This window comes from Nocardia sp. GCM10030253 (genome assembly GCF_042675075.1).
Taxonomy (GTDB): domain Bacteria; phylum Actinomycetota; class Actinomycetes; order Mycobacteriales; family Mycobacteriaceae; genus Nocardia.
In genome coordinates this window covers 140,060-163,795 of sequence record NZ_JBHTDL010000010.1, presented here as the reverse complement: position 1 = coordinate 163,795, position 23,736 = coordinate 140,060, and the positions used below count along the sequence as shown (strand labels likewise).

Below are 23,736 nucleotides of genomic sequence, written 5' to 3'. Positions count from 1 at the left end.
AAGTGCGGAGGTGACGACATGGGTGTGCTCGATCGTCGAACAGCGCTGGCCGGTGCTCTGACAGCGACAACCGCTCTGATCGTGGGATGTGGTCGCGACGAGCCATCGGAGCAAGTCGATACGACGCAAGCGCCTCCGCAGACCGCGAAGGCTGCCTTCGATCGCCTGATGGCCGGCAACCGACGGTGGGTCGACGGCAACCTGAACCACCCGGACCGGGATCCGGATCGTCGCCAGCTACTCGCCCAGAATCAGCAGCCGTATGGCGTCGTACTGTCGTGCATCGACTCGCGCGTCCCGCCGGAGCTGCTTTTCGACACCGGGCTCGGCGATTTGTTCGTCATGCGAACCGGCGGCCTCGCAGTGGGCCCCATCGTGACCGGGTCGGTCGAGTACGGCCCGATGACCAGCGGCACCCCGTTGATAGTGGTCCTCGGACACCAGCGCTGCGGTGCGGTGTCCGCGGCGTATAAGGCCTTGCGCGAGGGCCCGCCACTGCCGGGCAATCTGCAGGCGATCGTGGAGGCGCTGCGCCCGGCATACGAGCGGATGGATTCGCCGGGTGACGACCCGGTCGAAACGATGACCCGCATCCAGATCGAGTTGACCGCGGAGAATCTACGGCGCAACAACGACCTCGCGCCGCTGGCGGGTAGTGGCGCCCTTTCGGTCGTCGGCGCCTACTACTCCCTCGACACCGGACAAGTCGAAGTGCTCGACGGAGCTCCGGCCTGATATCGACGCCGAGGAGGTCCGGGGCCGCAGCCGATCGGACCGCCGAATGTGATCCCTGGACGACCGGTCGGCCGAGTGCTCCCCACCGCCCGGGGCGTGCGGTGAAGGGTCTGACACAAACCTCGAATATCCAGGACGTAGGCTCGAATACTGTGCCGAACACGTCAACACCCACCGATGACCAGGCGGAGCTCGACCCCGCCGCCCGCCCCGAGGGCGACCCGAACTACCTGGTCGGGCTCGATCTGAACGGGCGGCGTGTTGTCGTGGTCGGTGGTGGCACGGTGGCGCAGCGGCGGCTCGGGCTGTTGATCGCCTCCGGTGCGGACGTCCACGTAGTCAGCCGTGAGGTCACTCCGGCGGTGGAGGGAATGGCCACTTCGGGGCAGCTCACCGTGACCCTGCGCGCATACGCGGACGGCGACCTCGACGGCGCCTGGTACGCGATCGCCTGCACCGACGAACCCGATACCAATGCCGCCGTGGTCGAAGAGGCCACACGCCGCCGGATCTTCTGCGTGCGCGCCGATGTCGCCCGGCTCGGAACCGCCGTCACTCCGGCGACGGCCCGCTACGACGGGCTCACCCTCGGCGTGCTGGCAGGCGGCCAGCATCGGCGCTCGGCCGCGGTGCGCACCGCGCTGCTCGAGGCACTGCAATCCGGTGTGGTGACCGATGATTCGATACCGATCACTCCGGGCGTCGCGCTGGTCGGCGGTGGTCCAGGCGATCCGGATCTGATCACCGTGCGCGGCCGCAGACTGCTGGCCAGGGCGAACCTCGTGGTCGCCGATCGGCTGGCACCGCCGGAACTGCTCGCCGAACTGGGACCGGATGTCGAGGTGATCGACGCGGCGAAGATCCCGTACGGCCGCGCGATGGCGCAGGAGGCGATCAATACCGCGCTGGTCGAGGGCGCCAAGGCGGGCAAGTTCGTGGTGCGGCTCAAGGGCGGCGACCCGTATGTGTTCGGTCGCGGTTACGAAGAAGTCGAAGCGTGCGTCGCGGCCGGGATCCCGGTCACCGTGGTGCCCGGCATCACCAGCCCTATTTCCGTCCCGGCGGCCGCGGGCATCCCGGTGACCCATCGCGGTGTCACCCACGAATTCGTGGTGGTGAGCGGGCACGTCGCACCGGACCACCCGGATTCCCTGGTCGACTGGCCAGCGCTGGCCAAGTTGCGCGGCACCCTCGTGCTGATGATGGCCGTCGAGCGGATCGAACAGTTCGCGACCGTGTTGATCGAAGGCGGGCGACCCGCCGACACACCGGCGACCGTGATCCAGGAAGGCACCCTTCGCACCCAGCGGGTGCTGCGTTCGGAGCTCGGCACCGTCGCCGCTCGGGTGCGCGATGAAGGCATCCGCCCACCGGCCATCGTGGTGATCGGCCCTACGGCCGGGTTCTCCACGGACTCCGTGCGTCCATCCGCTACCGAATAGGGCATTTTTCGAATGATGGCTCCGGCGGCGGCAACTTGGCCGAGCGTCACAAACCAGTGCGTGATCCGTTGTGACTCGGCCACTCGGACTCGCGGCGTGCCGAGTCGATACCGGCGAGTCAACTACAGTGGCTCACCGTGCTCGAGAATCCCTCTGCGACGATGCAGTATCCGGTGACGCAACGGGCCTTCGGGCTCGCGATCCTCGTGCTGAGCGGGCTGCAGCTGATGGTTGTGCTCGACGGCACCGTGGTGATCTTCGCCCTGCCGCGTCTGCAGCAGGAGATGGGGATGTCCAGCGCGGGCGGCGCGTGGACGGTGACCTCCTACGGTCTCACCTTCGCGGGCCTGATGCTGCTCGGTGGCAGGCTCGGCGACGCGTTCGGACGCAAACGCATGCTGATCGTCGGCGTCGGGTTGTTCACCTTCGCCTCGTTGCTATGCGGGCTGGCGCAGAACGAATCCATGCTGATCGGCGCGCGCGCGGTGCAGGGCGCCGGCGCGGCGATCGCGGCGCCGACAGCATTCGCGCTGGTGGCAACCACTTTCGCGCCAGGAAAGGCACGTAATCAGGCGATCGCGATCGTCGGCTCCATGGTCGGTATCGGATCCGTCGGCGGGTTGGTGGTCGGCGGCGCGCTGACCCAGTTGTCCTGGCGGTGGATCTTCCTGATCAATGTGCCGATCGGTGCGCTGATTATCCTGGGTGCGATATACCAGCTCGCCGACACCGAGCACCACCGATCCTCGCTGGATGTGCGCGGCGCGGTGCTCGGCACCCTGGCCTGCGCCGCGATCGTGTTCGGTGCGACCGAGGGGCCGGAAATGGGGTGGACCAACCCGGCCATCATCGGTGCGCTCGTCGGCGGTGTGGTGCTGCTGATCATCTTCGTGGTCGTGGAGCGGCAGATCGAGAATCCGTTGTTGCCGTGGTCGCTGTTCGACAGCCGCGATCGCGTCGCGACCTTCCTGTTGATCTTCCTGGCCGGTGGTGTGCTCGGCGCGATGACCTTCTTCGTCGCGCAGTTCCTGCAGAACGTGCTCGGCTACGGTCCGCTGGTCGCGGGCGTGGCATCGATTCCGTTCACCATCGGCATCGGCATCGGTGGCGCGCTGGCCTCCAAGGCGGCGTTGGTGATCGCACCGCGCTGGCTGCTGTGCGGGTCGGCCTTCGTCCTGTCCACCGGATTGCTGGTCGGTTCGCAGCTTGATGGCACCGTGAACTATCTGACGACCTTGCTGCCGCTGTTGATCGTGATGGGCTTCGGTGTCGGCGTGGCGATGGTGCTCGCGCCGCTGTGCGTGCTCGTCGGTGTGCCGCCGTCGGATATCGGCCCGCTGTCCGCGGTGGGGCAGATGTTCATGAACCTGGCGACGCCGGTGTTCATCGGTCTGCTCACCCCCATCGCGGCCTCGCGCACGCTGTCGATGGGCGGCCGCACCGGTAAGGCGGCGGATATGAACGAGGCCGAGATCTTCGCGCTGGGCAGCGGGTACACGCTGGTCCTTGCGGTCTGCTCGCTCGTCGCGGTGGTGGCGGGCTTCATCGCGCTGGTGCTGCGCTTCACGCCGCAACAATTGGCGCAGGCACAGCACGCGCAAGAGGAAGCTCAGCGAACCGGTCCAATGCCGGTCGTCCGTCCGCGGACTGGTCCCATGCCGGTCGTCCGTCGGTCCGACTACGAGAGCTGACCGTGCTCGATAACTCCGCTGCGACGGTGCAGTATCCGGTGACGCAGCGGGCCTTCGGGCTCGCCATCCTCGTGCTGAGCGGGCTGCAGTTGATGGTGGTGCTCGACGGCACCGTGGTGATCCTTGCGCTGCCACGACTACAGGACGAGCTCGGGCTGACGAGTTCCGGCAGCGCCTGGATGGTCACCGCCTACGGCCTGCCGCTGGCCGGGTTGATGCTCCTCGGCGGTCGGATCGGTGACTCCTTCGGCCGCAAACACATGTTCATCGTCGGGGTATCGCTGTTCACGCTGGCCTCGCTGCTGTGCGGGCTCGCGCAGAACGAGGCGATGATCATCGCCGCACGCGCGGTCCAGGGCACCGGAGCGGCACTCGCTGCTCCGACCGCGTTCGCCTTGGTGGCGAGTACGTTCGCGCCGGGAACCGTGCGCAATCACGCTTTCGCGATCTTCGGCTCCATGATGGCCGTCGGGTCGGTCGGCGGGTTGGTGATCGGCGGTGCGCTGACCGAGGTGAGCTGGCGATGGATCTTCCTGATCAATGTGCCGATCGGCGCGCTCATCATCCTCGGTGCGGTGTATCGGCTGCGCGACACCACCCACCAGCGGCTCTCCTTGGATGTGCGCGGCGCGGTGCTCGGCACGCTCGCGTGTGCCGCCCTGGTGTTCGGGGCGACGGAAGGACCCGAATTCGGCTGGGGCAGCCCGATCATCGTCGGTTCGCTGGTAGCGGGTGCGGTGTTGCTGGTCGCCTTCGTCTTCGCCGAACGCTGGGTGAACAATCCGCTGCTGCCGTGGTCCCTTTTCGACCATCGCGATCGGGTCGCCACCTTCGCCGCGATCATCTTGGCGAGCGGTGTGCTCGGTGCGACAACCTATTTCGCGGGTCTGTTCATTCAGAATGTGGTCGGTTACAGCCCGCTGGTCGCAGGCGTCGCCTTCATCCCGTTCACCATCGGCGCCGGTATCGGTACCGCCCTGTCGTCGAAACTGGCGATGACCGTCGCACCACGATGGTTGTTGAGCATTGGGGCGGCGATTCTGGTCGCCGGATTGGTGTTCGGCTCGACGCTCGATCGGGGTGTGCAGTACCTGCCGACCCTGCTCATCCTGTTCGTCGTGATCGGTTTGGGCATCGGCATGGCGATCGTGCTGATCCCGCTGTGCGTGCTCGTCGGTGTGGCGCCGGACGATATCGGCCCGCTCTCCGCGGTCGGCCAGATGTTCCTCAACCTGGGCACGCCTATCGCGATCGGCCTGCTCGCTCCGGTGGCGGCCTCGCGAACGCTGGCACTCGGGGGCCGCACCGGCAGCCCCACCGGCATGACGACCGCCGAACTCGATGCCTTGGGCAGTGGCTACACCTTGGTGCTGTTCGTCGCAGCGATCGGCGCCCTGCTCGTCGGGCTCATCGCACTGACGTTGCGCTACACCCCCGCTGAGGTGGCGCAGGCGCAGCACGCGCAGGAAGAGGCCCAGCAGGGCTGAGCCTGCCGCGCCCTATGCGAGTTACAAGCGGCCTGCGACCTTGCGCGGGGTGACGCGCACGATGACGCGGGGTCCATCGTTGACCGACGCGGGATTGAATTCCAGGTAGGGCAGGCCGCTGTACTTGTGCGACAGCTCGTTCGGCAGCGTTTTGTCGGGATCTGGCGTCAACGTCGCCGTGCCGCGAATCTCCGCATACACATACGGATTCTCCGGCGGATTGATCATCACGGTGATGCGGGGATCGCGGGCCAGGTTCTTACCCTGCTGCCGATCTACGGTAGTGGAGAACAACAGGTCCTCGCCGTCACGCTTCAGCCAGATGACGGTCAGGTGCGGCTGCCCGTTGGGTCCGATGGTCGCCGCGGTCGCGAACACCTTCGACTCGTCCAGGTACTTCTTCAGGTCATCGGAAAGCACAACTGTAGGGGTCACGCATTACTGAAACCGCGTTCGGGCGGCGGGAATTCCATAGACGGTGCTCGAGTGGTGCCGCCAGACCCCGGTCGACTGTCAGGCGGTGTGCTGGTCGGCCGCCAGCAACGCATGATCGAGGATGGTCAGACCTTCCTTCGCCTCGCCCTCGCTGATGATGCAGGGCGGCACCACATGCAGGCGGTTGAAGTTGACGAACACCAGCAGGCCCGCGGCGCGGCAGGCCGCGACGACCTCGTTCATGGCCGGACTGGTGCCACCGTAGGGCGCGAGTGGTTCGCGGGTCGCCCTGTCACGGACGAGTTCCAAAGCCCAGAAGACACCCGCGCCGCGGACCTCACCGATACTGGGGTGACGCTCGGCGAGATCCCGCAGGCCGGGGCCGAGTACTCGCGCACCGATGTCGGCGGCATTGTCGACGATACTTTCGTCCGTCATCGCGTTGATCGTCGCTACCGCCGCGGCCGTCGCCAGCGGATGTCCCGAGTAGGTGAGCCCGCCAGGATACGGTCGATCGTCGAAGGTCGCGGCGATGGCCGGGCTGATCGCGACGCCGCCGAGCGGCACATATCCGGAGTTCACACCCTTGGCGAAGGTGAGCAGATCCGGGACGACACCCTCGAAATGCTCTATCGCGAACCACTTTCCGGTCCGGCCGAAGCCTGACATCACTTCGTCGGCGATGAAGACGATGCCGTACTTGTCGCACAGCGCCCTGACCCCGGCCAGGTAGCCGGGCGGCGGGACCATGATTCCCGCTGTGCCCGGGACGGATTCGAGGATGATCGCGGCGATGGTGCTCGGTCCCTCGAACGCGATGGTCTGCTCGAGATGCGCGAGAGCGCGCTCGGTTTCCTCGGTTTCATTGCTCGAATGGAATTGCGAGCGATAGAGGAACGGCCCGAAGAAATGCACCACGCCGCTATTGCCGTGGTCGTTGGGCCAGCGTCGCGGATCACCGGTGAGGTTGATCGCGGTCTCGGTACCGCCGTGATACGAGCGATAGCGCGCCAGCACCTTGTAGCGGCCGGTGTGCAGCCGCGCCATCCGCACGGCGTGCTCGACGGCGTCGGCGCCGCCATTCGTGAAGAAGATCTTGTTCAACGCACCGGGCGTGCGCTCGGCGATCAACCGCGCGGCCTCCGAGCGCGCTGCATTGACGTGCTGCGGTGCCACGGTGCAGAGCTTGGCCGCCTGCTCCTGCACCGCGGCAACGACTTTCGGATGCTGATGGCCGATATTGGTGTTGACCAGTTGCGAGGAGAAATCGAGCAGCCTGTTGCCGTCGCCGTCCCACACATAGCAACCCTGCGAGGCGGTGATGGTCATCGGGTTGATCTGCGCCTGTGCCGCCCACGAGTGGAAAACGTGGCGGCGGTCGAGTTCATAGGCGCGGGCAGCGGCCTGCCTTGCCTGGTCGGGCGTCAATCCGTTGGGCAGAGTCATCGGCGAGTTCTCCTGCGTCACTTGATCTATGGGCATTGCCTGCTTCGGCGGGCGTTACTTGTTCTGGGGGAAGCCCAATTCGAGTCCACCGTGGCTCGGGTCGAGCCAGCGGCTGGTGACGGCCTTGCCGCGGGTGAAGAAGTGCACGCCGTCGGTGCCGTGCGCATGCGAATCACCGAACAGTGAGTTCTTCCAACCACCGAAGCTGTAGTACGCCATGGGAACCGGGATGGGCACATTGATGCCGACCATGCCGACCTCCACCTCGTTGTGGAAACGCCGGGCCGCGCCACCGTCGTTGGTGAAGATCGCGGTGCCGTTGCCATAGGGGTTCGAGTTGATCAGCGCCAGCGCGTCGTCATAGGTGTCGACCCGGACCACCGAAAGGACAGGACCGAAGATCTCGTCGGTGTACACGCTCATATCGGTGCCGACATGATCGAGAATTGTCGGCCCGAGCCAGAATCCGTTCGCCTCGCCATCGGCTTCGACGCCGCGGCCATCGAGAACAACCGTGGCTCCCGCGGATTCGCCCGCATCGATGTACGTGGCGACGCGATCGCGGTGCTCGCGGGTCACCAGCGGGCCCATGTCGGTGTTGCGAGTGCCGTCGCCGGTTTTGATCGTCTTGGCGCGTTCGGCGATCTTGGCGACCAACTCGTCGCCGACTGTGCCGACCGCGAGCACCACGCTGATCGCCATGCAGCGCTCGCCCGCGGAGCCGAAACCGGCGTTGACCGCGGCGTCCGCGGCCAGATCCAGGTCCGCGTCCGGCAGCACCAGCATGTGGTTCTTCGCACCGCCGAGCGCCTGCACCCGCTTGCCGTTCGCGGTGCCGCGCTGGTAGACGTATTTCGCGATCGGGGTCGAGCCGACGAACGAGACGGCCTTGATGTCCGGGTTGTCCAGCAACTCGTCGACGGCGACCTTGTCGCCCTGCACCACATTGAAAACGCCTGCGGGCAAGCCTGCTTCATGCCACAGCTCTGCCATCCAGAGCGATGAGGACGGATCTTTCTCGCTCGGCTTGAGCACCACGGTGTTTCCGGCGGCGATCGCGACCGGGAAGAACCACATCGGCACCATCGCGGGGAAATTGAACGGCGAAATGACGGCCACCGGCCCGAGCGGCTGACGGATCGAGAAGATGTCCACCTTCGTCGAGGCGTTCTCGGTGTACCCACCCTTGATCAGATGCGGGATGCCACAGGCGAATTCGACAATCTCCAAGCCGCGGGTCACCTCCCCGAGCGCATCGGAGAGCACCTTGCCGTGCTCGGCGGTGATCAGCCGGGCCAGCTCCTCCTTGCGTTCGTTGAGCAGCTCACGGAACCGGAAGAGTACCTGGGTCCGCCGGGTCAGCGAGGCGTCGCGCCACGCGGGGAACGCCGCGGTCGCGGATTCGACGGCTGCCTTGACGTCCTCGACACTCGCCAGCGCCACCTGCCCGGTCACCACACCGGTCGCGGGATTCGTCACCGGTGCGGTCGCCGCGCTTGTTCCCGCGAAGCCCTTGCCGTCGACCCAATGCGCGATTGTCTGCATATCTCCTCGATTCGATCCGTGAGCGTCGGTGTGTACTGCCTCCGGGCGTCGGTGCCCTGGCGCGATCCCGTGGGTTCGATCGTCACCCCGGCGCACGCCGGGATCCAGAATGCGCGCGGGGCGGTGTCCGCACTCGTGGTTTGCCGGATCCCGGCATGCGCCGGATTGAAGTTGTCCGGTCTCGACTCTTCCGCATGAATCGGCATCCGCAGGCCGACGATCTGTACGTGATTTGCGTTTTCGTATTACGATTCGTCGGTGTTGCTCTCCGTTGCCGATGTGCTGGCCATGCCGGTGGTGCGTGCGGGGGAGCCGCAGGTCGTCGGTGGGGGATCGCTGGATCGTCCGGTGCGGTGGGTGCACGTCAGCGATCTGCCCGATGTCGCCGAGCTGCTGGTCGGCGGTGAGCTGATTCTGACCACAGGACCGGCATTGAGCGGCGGCGATGCGGCGACGGTCGACTATCTGTCGGCATTGGCGGCCGCGGGTGTGTCGGGCCTGGTCGTCGAGCTCGGCGACGCGGTCCCGGAATTGGCGCCGGTGGTCGCCGCCACCGCCGATGCGCTCGGAATGCCGGTGATCGCACTGCGCCGAATCACCAGGTTCGTCGAGATCACCGAGGCGGTGCACCGGGTGATCGTCGCCGACCAGTACGCCGAGCTGGAGTTCGCCAGGACGGTGCACGAGACCTTCACCGAACTCAGCGTCCGGCGCGCCTCGCTGTCGGAGATCGTCAAGACCGCGGCGGGCATGCTGGACTACTCGGTGGTGCTCGAGGATCTTTCTCATCGGGTGCTTGCGCTGTCCGCGCGGCACACCACTACTTCGGCGATCCTGGAGAACTGGGAGACCACCTCGCGCATGCTGCCCGAAGGCTGGGATGTGGTGGCCGTCGGTCCGCACACCCAGCGGTGGGGCAGGCTGATCCTGCGCTCCAGCCGAGTGCCGACACCGCGGGCGCGCATGGTGCTCGAGCGTGCCGCACAAACGCTGACCCTGCATCGGATGATCGACAAAGACCGATTCGGTCTGCACCGGCAGGCGCAGACCGGCCTCATCGACGACATGGTCAACGGCAGGGTTCTCGACGAGCGCGACGCGCAGGCCAGGGCCGCGGCGCTGGGTTTGCTTGCGCGCCGGGCGAATTACGTCCCGTTGGCGATGGATGTCGCCGCGCTCGACGAAACGGATCAGGTCGCCAGGCAGCGCCGCAGCGCGGGTGTGCTCGACGCGGTGACGCACGGCCTCGGGCTGGCGAAAGCCACCGCGCTGACCGCCGCCGATCACGGGGATCGGGTCAGCATGATCCTCGCCGTCCCGCGCACCGCCGACCTCGATGATGTCCTACGCGCCGTCTGCTCGGCGATCGCGGCCGAGGTGCGCCGCGTCGACGGTGTGCAGCGGGTCGTCATCGGTGTCGGCGCGGAATCGGATTCGCTATTGGACACCGCGCGCGAGCTCGCGCACGCGGCGCATGTCGCCGAGGTCGCGCTGTCGCTGGAGACGTCGGCACCTCGGGTCTTCTATCGCGGTGGCGACGTTCGGTTGCGCGGATTGCTCTCGCTGATCCGCAATGAACCCGGCGTGCAGAGCTTCGCCGAGACCGAGCTGAGTGCGTTGCTGCGCTACGACATTCGGCACGCGGCCGACCTGACCCGCACCCTGCGGCAATTCCTCGATGTGGCGGGCAACAAGACCGAACTCGCACGCAGGCTCAACATCAGCAGACCGACCCTGTATGACCGGCTGGCCCGCATCGAGCGCATCCTCGACGTGGATCTCGAGGACGGTGAATCCCGGACCTCGCTGCACACCGCGCTGCTGATCCGAGATCTGACCGCGAATGCCGACGAACTGTAAGCCGATGCGGCCGCACCTGACCCCGGCCATGCACCTGACGCAGGACCTGGACGCAAATCGAGCGACACCTATTCAGTACGGACTGAATACGCGGAGAGGCGGGGTGAGAACCCGGGGGTCTAGCCTGCCCCCGGGTTCCTGAAATGCCACCCAATTCGCGCACCGGGATCGATGGGATCGGATCAAACTCACCGCGACGCGTCCTACGTTTGGACCATCTCCCATCGTGGCTGGGAGAACGGGGGTTGAACCCGCACCTCGTCGCTCCGTGTCCTTTCCTCGTGATCCGGTGATCGGCGGCGAATACTCATGCTGGAGCGAGAGTCTGAGATTCGTCACGGTTGCCTCTACCGATTGGGCTATCCGGGCGTGTACCCGGAGCGGGATTCGAACCCCGCACTGACACCGTGTGATTCAGGCTTATCTTCAGTTTGAGTTTGCGCTCTGTGCGCTTCCCCCGCACACAGGCGGGGGAGTTTGTGGGGTCGGGGCGGGTATCCGCCCCGACCTGAACTATCGGAAGAGGTAGCCGAAGACCACGTCACCGGTCTTGCGATCGGTGACCTGCGTGCCGTTGGCTTCCTCGCGGGCGAATTTCACTGCCTGCTGCAGCTTTTCGACTCGCCCGGCCAGCTCGTTGATGCGACGGGCAGGCAGTGCGCCGGAGAACTTCACGGTGGTCCAGTAACCCACCGCGATGTCCTCGTAGTACACCTCGACCTGCGCCGGGTGCTTCTCGGTCGCCTCGGCCTTCACGTGGTTGCGCGGCACCTTCTTGGTGCGAATGGTGCGCACGGCATCGGTACGCCACGTGTCGGACGAATCGTCGAACGACCACACCTCGGCCGCGTCGAGCACGGGAAGCTTCTTGACGAAGGCGTACAGGTCGGCCAGCTGCTTCTCCAGGAACAACAGGTAGGACACCGGCACCGCGGACAGCAGCACCTCGCCGTCCACCCTGACGTCGGCATCGGCCTCGGTGTTCGCCCAGTCCTTCGTCGCCGTCACGTCGAACAGGCGGGTCAGGGTGGCCGCGGTCTGCCGCAGCACCTCCTCGGAGGTCACCTGCACGCGTGTCGACTCCGGCGGAAGCTGCTCGCCCTCTTCGTCTTTCGGCTGGTATGTGCGAGCGATGCCGGCCAGCAGCCCCGGCTTCTGCAGCGAAGTGTGGGTCTCGCCCAGCTGACGCAGGGCGTCGCTCTTGATCCCCTTCTCCACAGCGATGATTTGATTCAGTTTCGTCATATCGACCTCCCCGCGGCACTATCCGGCGCCGTCACACTCGTTGTGCGGCTCCTGTTTTCGGATCCCCCAGTGGGCCGCCGATGCCACGGTACAGACGGTCCCGGCGGGGCGCATCCGAATTTGTCGAGCACCAGGAGAATTCGCCTCTGGGCTGCCATTTGCTTACAAGGTCAGCGGACCGAGGTCACGGATCACGTCGGCCAGTGCGCGAATCCGCTCGTCCTCGGCGTCCGAGCGCCACACCAGGCCCCAGCGCAGCAGCGGTGCGTCGCGGATCGGCCGGTCGACCACATCGGGACGAACGCCCGTCGAATAGCGGCGGAAGTGCTCGGCCAAGGTGTTGATGACGCCGTCATGGCTCACCGCCGCCAGCATTTCCTCCATATTGGCCACCGGCACAATTTTCCCCACCGATCGCCCCTTCGGTGTGTAGAAGGGCAGATACGCGTCCTCCCAGTAGTCGGGCACGGTTACTCCGCCCGTAATGGTCGGATAGTTGCCCAAATCCTCCATTGACACCGAATCTCGTTCGGCCAGAGCGTGTTCGACCGACATGATCATTCGTTGCTGCTCGGCGAAAACCACAGGTCCGACGGTGATATCCGGTTCCTCTACCGGCAGCCAGGTGACGAGAGCGTCGATATCCCCGTTCCGTAGCGGTTCGAACGGGCCGGACCAGCCGTTGTGCCGAATCCGCAGGCCCCACTGCGGACATCGGGTTCTGAACGCATCCCAGAACACTCGCAGCTCGTAAGAGTTCAAGTTGATCGTGCCGATGCGCAGTTCACCGGTCTTGCCCTGCGCCGACAATCGCGCCCTCGCGACGCTCTCGTGCAGATCTCGATAGATCGGTCGCAGATCATGGCGGAGCTGCTCCCCGACTGCCGTCAGCTTCACAGTGCGGCTGGTGCGTTCGAACAGATCCGCGCCGATGCCGCGCTCCTGCTTCTTGATCGCTTGACTGATCCGCGCGGGTGACACGTGCAACCGCTCTGCGGTTCGGCCGAAATGCAGTTCCTCGGCGAGCGTGAGAAAAATCTCGATATCACGCAACTCCACCGCATCCTCCTCGCTCACGGCCGCCGAGAGCCTAGCCCGACGCTGTGCGCACAGATGCGCACAGTGTTCGCTCGCGGGCCTGCTTTGCGTTCGTAAACCCCTGTGTTAATCGGCCATTCGTACTTCGCCATTGTTCTGAACTGCGCAAACTTCGACACTTTCCTGACCGGCCGATTCGGTCGGGCGGGCCGGATGTACGGACGCAGTTCACACAGGAGGGCACCATGGAATGAATATCGTCGGCTCGGCGATCGCGCTGAGCGTCGCCGACCTCGCGGCATCCTGTCAGTTTTTCACCACCCATCTCGGCTTTCGCGAACTGGTGGCAAGCGAGGACTTCGCCTGCCTCGAACGTGACGATGGCGCCGTCGAAGTCGTTTTGCTGCAGCGTGATCCAGAGCTGCCGCCGTCGGCGAGCCCCGGACCGACCGGGGTATTGATGTCGTTCGCGGTCACCGACATCGTCACCGAGCAGAACCGGCTGCTTCGAGCGCACGCACCTATCACCGTTCCCCTGCGCCGCGAGCCGGGCGGTCAATGGCTTCTGCAGCTCACTGACCCCAATGGTGTGGAAGTGCAGCTGACCGAGTGGTCGCCACCGGCCGGCACCACTCATTGATTTTCACAATTTTCTTCGAAAGGACTCACCCCATGTTCGCTCGGCTCGGGCGCATTGCCGTCCGTCACCCGTGGAAGGTGATAGTCGTCTGGATACTCGCCGCCATCGCGGTGGTATCGGCAGCGCCGACGCTCACTGCCACCACAGATCAATCCGCCTTCCTGCCGTCACATTATGAATCGGTTCAGGCAATGAACCTCCAGCAGCAGGCATTTCCGAACGATGTGACACCTGCCGCGCTCATCGTGGTGGAGCGCGCCGACGACACAGCCCTGACCGCCGCTGACTCGGCGATCGTCACCGCAATCGCAGGGGAGCTGTCTGGCGCGAATATCAAGGGCATCAACGGCATTCAGGCCACACCGCCCGCCGATAACAGGATGATCCAGGTCATCGCTGTGCAGATGACCAAGGTCACCGACCCGACCGACAAAACGCAGACCGACGCGGTGAAGAAGCTGCGCGAGGCGTTGGGTGAACGGGTGGACGGTACCGACCTGAAGGCCGGTATCACCGGTACGGCCGCCCAGCTGCTGGATCAGACCGAATCCAGCGAGAAGGGTATGGCCATTATCGGCGCGGCCACCATCGCGCTGATTCTGGTGCTGCTGCTGATCATCTTCCGCAGCCCGGTGATCGCGCTGCTGCCGATCGTCACCATCGGCGCGATCTCCAGCACCGTCGGCGGACTGATCGCCATAGCGGTCGAGGCATTCGACCTGAAGATGGACAGCTCGGTCAACTCGCTGCTGACCGTCGTACTGTTCGGTGTCGGAACCGATTACATTTTGTTCCTCATGTTCCGGTACCGGGAGCGGCTGCGCGCCGGTGAGGATCCCAAGACCGCCATGATCAGCGCGGTCACCCGGGTCGGCGAGGCCATCACCTCCGCTGCGGGCGTGGTGATCATCGCCTTCCTCGCGCTGACCCTGTCCACGCTCGGCATGTTCCGGGCGCTCGGCCCGGCGCTGGCCATTGCGGTGGCGGTCGCCATGCTGGCCGGACTCACCCTCATCCCTGCCATCGTTTCGCTACTGGGCACGAAGGTGTTCTGGCCCTCGAAATCGTGGCAGCGGGAGCCGCGTGGAGTGCTGTTCAGCGCGCTCGGCTCGGCGCTCGGGCGACGGCCCGCCGCAGCCGCCGTCGTCTCCGGCGGTGTGCTCGTCGCGCTGGGCGCGGCCGCCTTCGGCTTCCACCCGACCTTCGATCTGACCTCGGGCTCGACCTCGGATACCTCCGAATCCGCTGTCTACGGAAAGGAACTGCTCAAGGGCATGTCCGCTGGGGCGACCCAGCCGTCGCTGGTGTACCTGCAATCCGGGGCCGGGCTCGCCGATGAGCAGTTGGGCGTCTACCGCACCGAACTGGCCGCGACGCCCGGCGTCGGGCAGGTGGGTGAGCCGCGGCTGTCGAGCGATCGCGGGGTAGCCGAGTTCCAGGTGACTCTCACCGCGCAACCCGACTCCGATGCGGCGTTGGCCACCGTGCGTGGGCCATTGCGCGACACCGCGCATGCGGCCGCACCCGCAGGAGCCACGGCAGTGGTCGGCGGAATGACCTCGGTCTTCGTCGATTTCAAGGACGCGATGAACCATGATTACACCGTCGTGTTCCCGGTGGCCGCGATCCTGATCGCGATCGTGCTGGCACTGCTGCTGCGCAGCGTGATCGCACCGTGGTATCTCATGGTGTCGGTCGGTCTCGGCTTCGCGGCCACTCTCGGTTCAGCGGTGCTGGTTTTCCAGCAGGCGCAAGGGAATTCGGGCCTGATCTTCTCGCTCCCGGTGATCATGTACATGTTCGTGGTCGCGCTCGGCACCGACTACAACATCCTGATGGTGGCCCGACTGCGCGAAGAGGCGAAGGAGGGCCACGACCCGAAGCAGGCGGCAGCGCTGGCCGTGCGGCACACGGCTCCCACGATCGCGGCCGCGGGCATCATTCTTGCCGGATCGTTCGCGTCGATGATGCTGGCGGGAAACACCGTTCTGTCGCAGATCGGCTTCGCCATCTCGGTCGGTGTCGCCATCGCCGCCTTCGTCATGGCGACGTTCTTCACGCCCGCTGTCACGGCACTGCTCGGCCGCCGGGTGTGGTGGCCGAGCCGGATGGGCGGTGAGTCGACGTACCGGTCGGAATATGCCGACTGGGACGACGAATCCACCCGGCCGACGTTGCAGCCCACGTCCTGAACACTGAATCATTGCGGCCCATGAGCGGAGAATTCCGCTCATGGGCCGTATCTGTAGTCCCGCTGCCGGCTGCTGGCCGAGCTCATCGGCCACGGTTGGGTGGCGTCGATTCAATGCATCGGAGTTGTGAAGTCACCTGCCTCGAATAGTTGTTCCGAGAGCAGCTGCGGACCCTAGGATTTGGGTCTGTTGCCGTTGAGGTGGGAGGCCGAGCTGTGGCACTGGTGGTGGGAATTCATGGGATTGCCCAGCAGGGGTCGAATCCTGGTCGGCAGCTGAAGCTGTGGTCGGATGCGCTGCGGATCGGTCTCAGCGCGTCCGGATTCGGGAAAGAGATGCCAACATTCGCCGCACCGTACTACGGGTTCCTGTTCAGGGACGGCTCCGCCTATCTCGGTGACGATGACGAGCCGATCAGAGATCCGGACGAATTGCAGTTCGTGGCCGACGCGATAGCCGAAATCACCGAAAGTACCGACAGCAGTGAGCCTATGGCCAGCTCGGGGAACCTTGGTCCACCTGCAGTGATTCCGCCAGCGCTGCTGCGGGGTTTGGCATCGGTCGACCGTCGCTGGGGAGGCGGACGGAGCTCGTTGTTGATCGGCAACCTACGTCAGGTCTACGCGTACCTCTTCCGAACCGGGGCTGGTGCAGTGATCCGGGAAGCGGTAGCACATGGAATCGCCTCCGATGCAAGGGTGTTGGTCGGGCATTCGCTCGGCAGCGTGGTTGGCTTCGACATCTTGCGTCGTGGGCTCGCCGGACAGATCACGACGTTTGTGACGATCGGTTCCCCTTTGCCGTGGCGGACGATTCAGACAGCGTTGGCGACGCAGCACTCTGGGGTGCTGGCGCCGAACGTCGTGTGGACCAATGTGTTCGATCCGTGGGATGTTGTCACTGCTGGACGGGGACTTACCCCCGAGGCTGTCGACGTCGAGGTGGATAACGGCCGGGCCGACCCGCATTCGCTGACCAGATACCTGTCGCAGCGGGTGACGGCCCGAGCGATCCTTGATGGCGTCGAGACGGGGCACCCGGGGAGATGAACGGAGGGGATGCGTGGACCAGGCGCCTGATTACCATCGCCGCGCGTGAATATCCGGACGAGCCATCGTCATTCGGTGCGGGAATAGACGACCAGGTGACGGCTGTGGTCGGCTGGTTTGCTGACTCGGACCTCGGCGACCGCGTGTTCGCCCACACCGCGGCCTACCCGACAACTCAACGTGTCATCGGCCGATTCTTGGAATCGGAGGGGCTCACTGAACTCGGCACGAGCGATGTCGTGATCATTTATATCACCGGTCATGGAATGAAGGGCGGGAGTGGGTTCCATTATCTGCTTGTCAGCGACAGCGATCCGTGTCGCCCCTCGACCCGCTACCGAACATCTAACCTGTTGTCCGAGATACTGGACACGGATGCAGAACATCTACTCGTCCTTGTCGACTCCTGCTATGCCGGAGCGATCGACGCCGAGTGGGCCCAGCTGCGCAAAGACCTGTCGCCACAGCGGCAGCAACACAAGACGATCGCCGTCATAACCAGCGCCGACTTCGACGCCAAGCCTCGGATCGGTGAGTTCGCTCAACTGCTGCGCTACGTGCACGAAAGGCTTCGCACTCGTGCTGGGATCACGAGCGAGTATTTGACGTTGAGCGAGTTTCAGACCGAGATTTCTGCAGTGCTGCTCGAACATCGAGAGCTGCTCGAACCGTTGACTGTATGGCCGCGAAACCACACTGCACTGTCCGAAACTATGCTCTGCCTACCCAATCCAGGGTTTCGGCCGCACCGCGACGTCGTGGACTCTGCGCGACAGCAGGTCGCACTGACCAGCGCTGTCGTCGACGAATATTGGGTAGCCCGAGCCTCCGGACGAGTACACAGCAATGATGCCGGGTGGTACTTTTCTGGTCGAGCCGACCTCATGCGCTCTGTGGTCGGTTTCCTACATGGGACGACCGGGCACCTAATCGTCACTGGTGCAGCCGGTTCCGGTAAGTCAGCCATCCTAGCCAGAGCGGTCACCTTGTCGGACATCAGGTTCCGGCAGCAGAACGCCGAATTGGTTGCCGTCATTCCCGCCGATGCGCTACCGGAGCCCGGGTCCATCGATGCGGCGATTCTGGCTCGCAACAGCGATATCGACCGTTTCAGCGCCGAGTTGTATACGCTACTCGGCGGCTCCGAACCCGCACCGATCAATGTATCGAGCGTGCGGCATCTTTTGACCTTCCTGACCGCTGCGGCTACGCCACGGACCATCGTCGTCGACGGTGTAGATGAGGCTGCGCATCCCGCACGTCTGGTCGTCGAGGTCATCGGGCCGATGGCTCGCCTGCGAAACGCCGATGGGCGGCCACTGATCCGGATGCTGATCGGATTGCGCAGCTCCCGCTCGGAAATGATCGCCTCCGAACCTGATTCCGGGCCGACACTGCTTGCGTTGATCGGTCGAATGTTGATCGAGCAGCCCCTGCAGGTGGTTCGAACCGACGAGGCGCCAACCGTCACCGCGGACATCGCGTCCTACATCGACGAACTACTCAGCGCAACAGGGCGGTACAGCAGTGCAGACCTCCACTTGGAGCGGACCCGAGCAGCCGAAATCGTAGCTGCGACGGTCACCCCTTCATTTCTGGATGCGCGTCTGGCGGGGCAGCGCTTGCGGGAGTCTCCCCACCGACAGCGACTCGACGACCAGGAGTGGCTGGGGACCTTGGCCGACGGTACCGTTTCGCTGCTGCGCGCCGACCTCATCGATGTCGCACGGGATATCGGCGAAGACGTCGAATCACTGCTGCCGGTGATGCGTGCGACCGCGTTTGCCCTCGGGCGCGGACTGCCCTTCGCTGATGTATGGCCCGCCGTTGCCGCGGGGGTCGCGGGCCGAGGCCTGCCAAGGGTCGGCGAGCTCATCGAAACTATCCTGGCTGGGCGGCTGGGCGGCTACTTCACCACCGACGAGGAATCCGGTCGGATGGTGTATCGGCCCAGCCACGAACGCCTGGCCGAGACCATGCGGGACAACGCGCAGCACCTACTTCCTGTCGCGCTCGACTTCCCGGAGTCACCGTTCCAAGCGCCGAGTCTGCTCAATCGGCAGATTGCGCGCGCTCTTGCCGCCTCGCTCGATTCGAGCGGGCAGACGCCTCCGCATCCGTATGTGCAGAGCTATCTCATCGAGCATGCACGTCGCGGCGACTCCCTCACTGCCGAGACGATTCCGCTTGCCTTCCTACCGTGGAACAACGGAACTGTGGTGCGTACGGCGCTCGGGCTCCCGCTCGGCGACGCTGGTGAGAATGGCTTGACGGCGTGGGCGCGTGTTGAGCCGTTCTTGGCAGATCAAGACGTCCGTGCCCGACAGGCAACCTTGCAATTTGCTCTCGTTGCAGCGGAAATCGAATTGCCGCGCCCGCTGGAACGTATGTCACTACCGCTGCGCTCCCGGTGGGCTTCCTGGCGACTTCCGAAAGGCAACATTCTGGCCCGCGTCCCTAAACCTATTGTCAGGGACCGGTACGGCGCGCACATCCACCTCGCCAGCGTGCCGCTGTTGGATGGGCGTTCCCTCTTGGCGGTTGCCCGGGATGGTGTTGTCATGCTCGATCCGGTTACCGGTGCCACGATCGGTCAGCTGTGGGCGCAATCCGGTCGCGCAGTGCTGGCGCTTGCGGCCATTCCGATCGGCGATGGCCGGATACTACTCGCCATTGGCGACAAGGACGGAGTCTGGACGTGGGACCCGTTCACGGACAATGTGAGCACCGAACCGGTAGTCCCCGGACGGGTTTGGCAACTATGGACGGCGTATGCGGACGATGGGCGAGCGGTGCTCGGCTTTGTCCGATACTTCGCAGAGGAAATGCACTTTTGGGATCCACTGTCAGGTGACCTGATGCAGGCTCGGTCACCTGCGGCCCGCATCACAGAACCCCGCGTCTCGACAAGCGCGACATCGATCGCATTGCCCGATGGACGAACTGTCTTCGCCGTCAGCACGGCCGATGGTGTCCAACTATGGGATTCGGTTTCCCGCGACGTGATCGGGAAGCCGTGGCCACCGCATCCTGAGTGGGCCGAAGCGCTCGCAGCATTGCCCATGCCGGACGGCCGTGTGCTGCTGGCCATCGCCAGCCAAGACACCGTATGGCTCAGTGATCCGACTGGCGGCCGCGCTGGTGTCGGCTTGGAGGAAGATGCGCGGCACCGGCCGGGCGTGACTGCATTTGCCGTGCTGTCCCTTCCTGATCGAGGTGTGCTGCTGGCCACCGGTTCATTCGGTCGCGTCGGCTGGTGGGATCCGGTGACCGGTATCTCGCAAGGTACGGCGACACCGAGACAGGGGCGATCTTCGGCGATCGCCGCAGTACATCTCCCAGACGGTCAGGTGCTGCTGGCTACCGGTGACGATGACGGTGTCCGGTTACGTGATCCGTTGTCCGGCACCCCGGTTGGCAGCCCTATTCGTGCTGTGCTGGGCGAGATCTCGACGATCGCAATTCTGCGGATGCCGGATGGAACCGTATTCTTGGCGGCGAGCAGTGCGGGCAGAATCGCGGTGACGAATTTGGCAACGCGCCGAGTTGCAGACGTGGACGTGCCGATCGGGCACCGAAATGGTCAGGCTCTGCTGGCCGAAGTGCCGCTGCCGGATGGCAGTGTTCTGCTGGCCATCTGTGTCGATGAATATGTGTGGTTGTGGGACCCGGCAGCGAGCACTGTGGTCCACAACTTCACGTGCGAAGGTGACGTACGCGCGATCACAGTTGTCGGTCGGGCCAGCGGCCGAGTCCTCATCGCGGTCGGCACAGCCGAGTCAGTGTGGATATGGGATGCGTTGGCAGACACTCCGATCGGTCAGCTGCAGTACCGATACGGTCCCGTTACCGCGATGGTCGCGATCCAACGACGCGACGCCGATCCGCTACTGGCAGTTGGCAGTACAGACGGGACCGTGGGCCTATGGGACACCGTGCTGGGGACGGAGCTGTCGATAGTGTGCCTGGCGGACCGCGTTGATGCGATGGCGGCAACGAACGATCCCGCGACTCCCGCTTTGTTCGTCGGCGGCCCGGCTGGCTTCGCGCGGATCGACGTAGATTTGAGAGCGATCTGATCCGATGCCGCGGACGAACCCGGCTACGCCGCCTACTCCGCAGCCGTCCGCGCCGAATGCCACCACGTCCCCGACGAGCTCTTTCGTATAGGCCGCACAGCCGTACTCCAGGCTTTGGCCCAACAGCCACACCTATTCCGAACCCCGACCGCCCGCGCCCGCTACGAAACTCGAGCCCGCGCGAAACCTCACCGCCGAACTGGCCCGGATCGCGATGATCGAGATTCGGGCGCATCGCCTCAGGTGAGTATCAACAGCTCTGTAGGGGAGGCGATTTCGGTCTTCAAGCCCGACTTGGTCGCGATGCGGGCGACGGCGCGGATGTCGGTGGGATCGGCGCGGGTGAGGACCAGAGCGCGGGCCAGCAGGCCCTTGTGGTGCTTGTTGAAGTGGCTCACCACGGTGCGGGTGCCGTCGGGGTGTTCGGTCAGGACGTTGGCGGTGATTGCGCCGGGGACCCGGCCGAGCTGCTGGTAGGTGCCCGAGCGGAGATCGATGACCAGCTCGCCCGCGGCTTCGGCGTGCAGCGCGTCGGGCAGCGAGTCGCGCCAGAGGGCCGAAAGGGTGGGTAGGCCAGGGAGTTTGGAGCCACCGGAGAGCCGGTAGGCGGGGATCGGATCGGTGGCGCGGACAGCGCCGAACAGTGCGGAGCCGATGGCGAGGCGGGCATCGGCCTTGGCCCGCTGCGCCTTGGTGAAGGCGCGCGCGTCGAGTGCGTCGTAGAGGACGCCGGTGTAGCGCTCCAGGGCGGGCCGAGTGCGGGAGGTGCGCAGGCCCGCATTGCGGGCGATCTCGGCGTCGGCCCCCTTGCCGAGACCGAGGACGGTGCGGGCGGTGCCGGGGTCGGCGGCCAGCTCGACCACCTTGTCGATCAGGCGGTCGCGCACCGGGGTGAGCTGTGACATCGCCAACGACGCCAGCTCGAGAGGCGCGTCGGAACCACCGTCGGACTTGGTTTCGGAAGGAGGCAGCAGCACCAGCACGAGCGGATACGGTAATGCCTTGCGAACATCGTCCGGCCAGCGACTACCCTGTCGTTCCGTGATCACCCGCCTCTCCCGCCTGTTCCTGCGTACCCTGCGCGACGATCCCGCCGACGCCGAGGTGCCCAGCCACAAACTCCTCGTCCGCGCCGGATATGTGCGCCGCGTCGCCCCGGGTGTGTACTCGTGGCTGCCGCTGGGCCTGCGGGTGCTACGCCGGGTGGAGAACGTTGTCCGGGAAGAGATGGACGCCATCGGCGCCCAGGAGATCTCGCTTCCCGCGCTGCTGCCGCGCGAACCGTACGAGACCACCAACCGGTGGACCGAGTACGGTCCCGGCCTCTTCCGGCTGCAGGACCGCAAGGGCGCCGACTACTTGCTCGGCCCCACCCACGAGGAGCTGTTCGCGCTCACCGTGAAGGGTGAATACAACTCGTACAAGGACCTTCCGGTCACGCTGTACCAGATCCAGACCAAGTACCGCGACGAGGAGCGTCCCCGTGCGGGCATCCTGCGTGGGCGTGAGTTCACCATGAAGGACTCCTACTCCTTCGACCTGGACGAGGACGGACTGAAGGCGAGCTACAACGCACACCGCGACGCCTACCAGCGCATGTTCGATCGACTGAGGGTCGACTACGTCATCGTCGCCGCCACGTCCGGCGCGATGGGCGGCAGCGCTTCGGAGGAGTTCCTCGCCGACAGCCCGTTCGGTGAGGACACCTATGTGCGGTGTCTCGAATCCGGCTATGCGGCGAACGTGGAAGCGGTGGTCACGCACGCCCCCGATCCGCTGCCCATCGAGGGACAGCCAGCGGCGGTCGTGCACGACACACCGAACACGCCGACCATTGCGACGCTGGTCGACTGGGCCAACGCGGCAGGCGTCCTCGACCGCCCGGTCACCGCGGCCGACACCTTGAAGAACGTCATGGTGAAGCTGCGCCACCCGGGCGGCAAGACCGAGATCCTCGGCATCGGCATCCCCGGCGACCGCGAGGTCGACGACAAGCGCCTCGGCGCTTCCGTCGAACCCGCCGAGGTCGAGCTGCTCAACGAGGCCGACTTCGCGGCCAACCCCTTCCTCGTGAAGGGTTACATCGGCCCGAAGGCGCTGCAGGACAACGGGGTTCGCTACCTGGTCGATCCTCGCGTCGTTACCGGGACCGCCTGGATCACCGGCGCGGACAGTCAGGGCAAGCACGTCGTCGGCTTGGTCGCCGGCCGCGACTTCACCCCCGATGGCACCATCGAGGCCGCCGAGGTGCGCGACGGCGACCCGTCACCGGACGGTGCGGGCCCGCTGGTCGCCGCGCGGGGCATCGAGATCGGACACATCTTCCAGCTCGGCACCAAGTACACCGACGCTTTCGATGTCGATGTACTCGGCGAGAACGGCAAGCCGGTGCGGCTGACCATGGGCTCCTACGGTGTCGGCGTGTCTCGGATGGTGGCCGTCATCGCCGAACAGCAGCACGACGACAAGGGCCTGCGCTGGCCGCGTGAGGTCGCCCCGTTCGATGTGCACGTGGTGATCGCCAACAAAGACGAGTCCTCTAAGGAGGGCGGCGAACATGTTGCCGCACAACTGGACGCGGCCGGCCTGGAGGTGGTCCTCGACGACCGCAAGGCCTCGCCCGGTGTGAAGTTCAAGGATTCCGAGCTGATCGGCGTCCCCGTGGTCGTGGTCGTGGGCCGCGGCTGGGCCGATGGCAAGGTCGAGATCCGCGACCGGTTCACCGGCGAAGGCGTCGAGGTCCCAGCCGAGTCCGCCATCGAGGCGATTGTCGCCAAGGTTCGCGGGTAACGACGCGTCGGATGCACACGGCCCCGATCGAGCTACTCGGTCGGGGCCGTTCCGCGTCCGGG

General features: G+C 65.4%; 17 protein-coding genes. 10 read left to right on the top strand and 7 right to left on the bottom strand.

Annotated features, from left to right (window positions below; translation table 11 throughout):
- Positions 1 to 18: 18 nt before the first annotated feature.
- The 4 genes from ACFQZZ_RS23410 to ACFQZZ_RS23395 all read left to right on the top strand — a co-directional run bounded on the left by ACFQZZ_RS23410 (position 19) and on the right by ACFQZZ_RS23395 (position 5,355).
- Positions 19 to 735 carry a carbonic anhydrase gene (locus ACFQZZ_RS23410; RefSeq protein WP_378684539.1) on the top strand — a complete coding sequence of 239 codons (717 nt, stop codon included), beginning with the start codon at positions 19 to 21 and terminating at the stop codon, positions 733 to 735.
- Between the two features lie 230 nt (positions 736 to 965).
- Positions 966 to 2,177 (top strand): uroporphyrinogen-III C-methyltransferase, encoded by a 1,212-nt coding sequence (gene cobA, locus ACFQZZ_RS23405; RefSeq protein ID WP_378685093.1) that lies wholly within the window; start codon positions 966 to 968, stop codon positions 2,175 to 2,177.
- A gap of 161 nt (positions 2,178 to 2,338) precedes the next feature.
- On the top strand, positions 2,339 to 3,868 hold the full coding sequence (locus ACFQZZ_RS23400; RefSeq protein WP_378685091.1) for an MFS transporter: 1,530 nt from the start codon (positions 2,339 to 2,341) through the stop codon (positions 3,866 to 3,868).
- Between the two features lie 2 nt (positions 3,869 to 3,870).
- Positions 3,871 to 5,355, top strand: a complete 1,485-nt coding sequence (locus ACFQZZ_RS23395) for an MFS transporter (RefSeq protein ID WP_378684536.1) — start codon at positions 3,871 to 3,873, stop codon at positions 5,353 to 5,355.
- 21 nt (positions 5,356 to 5,376) lie between these two features.
- Here the strand turns inward: ACFQZZ_RS23395 and ACFQZZ_RS23390 are convergent, their stop codons facing one another.
- From ACFQZZ_RS23390 to ACFQZZ_RS23380, 3 genes are all read right to left on the bottom strand, one after another.
- On the bottom strand, positions 5,377 to 5,790 hold the full coding sequence (locus tag ACFQZZ_RS23390) for a PPOX class F420-dependent oxidoreductase (protein ID WP_378684533.1): 414 nt from the start codon (positions 5,788 to 5,790) through the stop codon (positions 5,377 to 5,379).
- Between the two features lie 78 nt (positions 5,791 to 5,868).
- The gene (locus tag ACFQZZ_RS23385) at positions 5,869 to 7,236 is read right to left on the bottom strand and encodes an aspartate aminotransferase family protein (protein ID WP_378684530.1); all 1,368 of its coding nucleotides are present in this window, start codon (positions 7,234 to 7,236) and stop codon (positions 5,869 to 5,871) included.
- Between the two features lie 54 nt (positions 7,237 to 7,290).
- A complete protein-coding gene (locus tag ACFQZZ_RS23380; RefSeq protein WP_378684527.1) occupies positions 7,291 to 8,781 on the bottom strand; it encodes a CoA-acylating methylmalonate-semialdehyde dehydrogenase in 1,491 nt (496 codons plus the stop codon).
- A gap of 258 nt (positions 8,782 to 9,039) precedes the next feature.
- Here ACFQZZ_RS23380 and ACFQZZ_RS23375 point away from each other — a divergent pair, with 258 nt between their 5' ends.
- On the top strand, positions 9,040 to 10,641 hold the full coding sequence (locus ACFQZZ_RS23375; protein WP_378684524.1) for a PucR family transcriptional regulator: 1,602 nt from the start codon (positions 9,040 to 9,042) through the stop codon (positions 10,639 to 10,641).
- Between the two features lie 513 nt (positions 10,642 to 11,154).
- Here the strand turns inward: ACFQZZ_RS23375 and ACFQZZ_RS23370 are convergent.
- Both ACFQZZ_RS23370 and ACFQZZ_RS23365 read right to left on the bottom strand, forming a co-directional pair.
- On the bottom strand, positions 11,155 to 11,886 hold the full coding sequence (locus ACFQZZ_RS23370; protein WP_378684521.1) for a hypothetical protein: 732 nt from the start codon (positions 11,884 to 11,886) through the stop codon (positions 11,155 to 11,157).
- A 162-nt stretch (positions 11,887 to 12,048) separates the two neighbouring features.
- Positions 12,049 to 12,963 (bottom strand): LysR family transcriptional regulator, encoded by a 915-nt coding sequence (locus ACFQZZ_RS23365; RefSeq protein ID WP_378684518.1) that lies wholly within the window; start codon positions 12,961 to 12,963, stop codon positions 12,049 to 12,051.
- Between the two features lie 211 nt (positions 12,964 to 13,174).
- Here ACFQZZ_RS23365 and ACFQZZ_RS23360 point away from each other — a divergent pair, with 211 nt between their 5' ends.
- From ACFQZZ_RS23360 to ACFQZZ_RS23350, 3 genes are all read left to right on the top strand, one after another.
- A complete protein-coding gene (locus ACFQZZ_RS23360; RefSeq protein ID WP_378684515.1) occupies positions 13,175 to 13,564 on the top strand; it encodes a VOC family protein in 390 nt (129 codons plus the stop codon).
- Between the two features lie 32 nt (positions 13,565 to 13,596).
- Entirely contained in the window at positions 13,597 to 15,756 is a 2,160-nt protein-coding gene (locus tag ACFQZZ_RS23355; protein WP_378684512.1) for an MMPL family transporter, read from the top strand.
- Positions 15,757 to 15,971: 215 nt separating this feature from the next.
- Positions 15,972 to 16,805, top strand: coding sequence for a hypothetical protein (locus tag ACFQZZ_RS23350; RefSeq protein ID WP_378684509.1), 834 nt, complete (start codon positions 15,972 to 15,974; stop codon positions 16,803 to 16,805).
- Between the two features lie 386 nt (positions 16,806 to 17,191).
- Here the strand turns inward: ACFQZZ_RS23350 and ACFQZZ_RS23345 are convergent, their stop codons facing one another.
- Positions 17,192 to 17,458, bottom strand: coding sequence for a hypothetical protein (locus ACFQZZ_RS23345; RefSeq protein ID WP_378684506.1), 267 nt, complete (start codon positions 17,456 to 17,458; stop codon positions 17,192 to 17,194).
- Between the two features lie 333 nt (positions 17,459 to 17,791).
- On the opposite strand from ACFQZZ_RS23345, the gene ACFQZZ_RS23340 reads away from it, so the two are divergent.
- A complete protein-coding gene (locus tag ACFQZZ_RS23340; protein WP_378684503.1) occupies positions 17,792 to 20,884 on the top strand; it encodes a WD40 repeat domain-containing protein in 3,093 nt (1,030 codons plus the stop codon).
- A 239-nt stretch (positions 20,885 to 21,123) separates the two neighbouring features.
- Here the strand turns inward: ACFQZZ_RS23340 and yaaA are convergent, their stop codons facing one another.
- On the bottom strand, positions 21,124 to 21,867 hold the full coding sequence (gene yaaA, locus ACFQZZ_RS23335; protein ID WP_378685088.1) for a peroxide stress protein YaaA: 744 nt from the start codon (positions 21,865 to 21,867) through the stop codon (positions 21,124 to 21,126).
- 58 nt (positions 21,868 to 21,925) lie between these two features.
- Here yaaA and ACFQZZ_RS23330 point away from each other — a divergent pair, with 58 nt between their 5' ends.
- Entirely contained in the window at positions 21,926 to 23,674 is a 1,749-nt protein-coding gene (locus ACFQZZ_RS23330) for a proline--tRNA ligase (RefSeq protein WP_378684500.1), read from the top strand.
- Positions 23,675 to 23,736 lie beyond the last annotated feature (62 nt).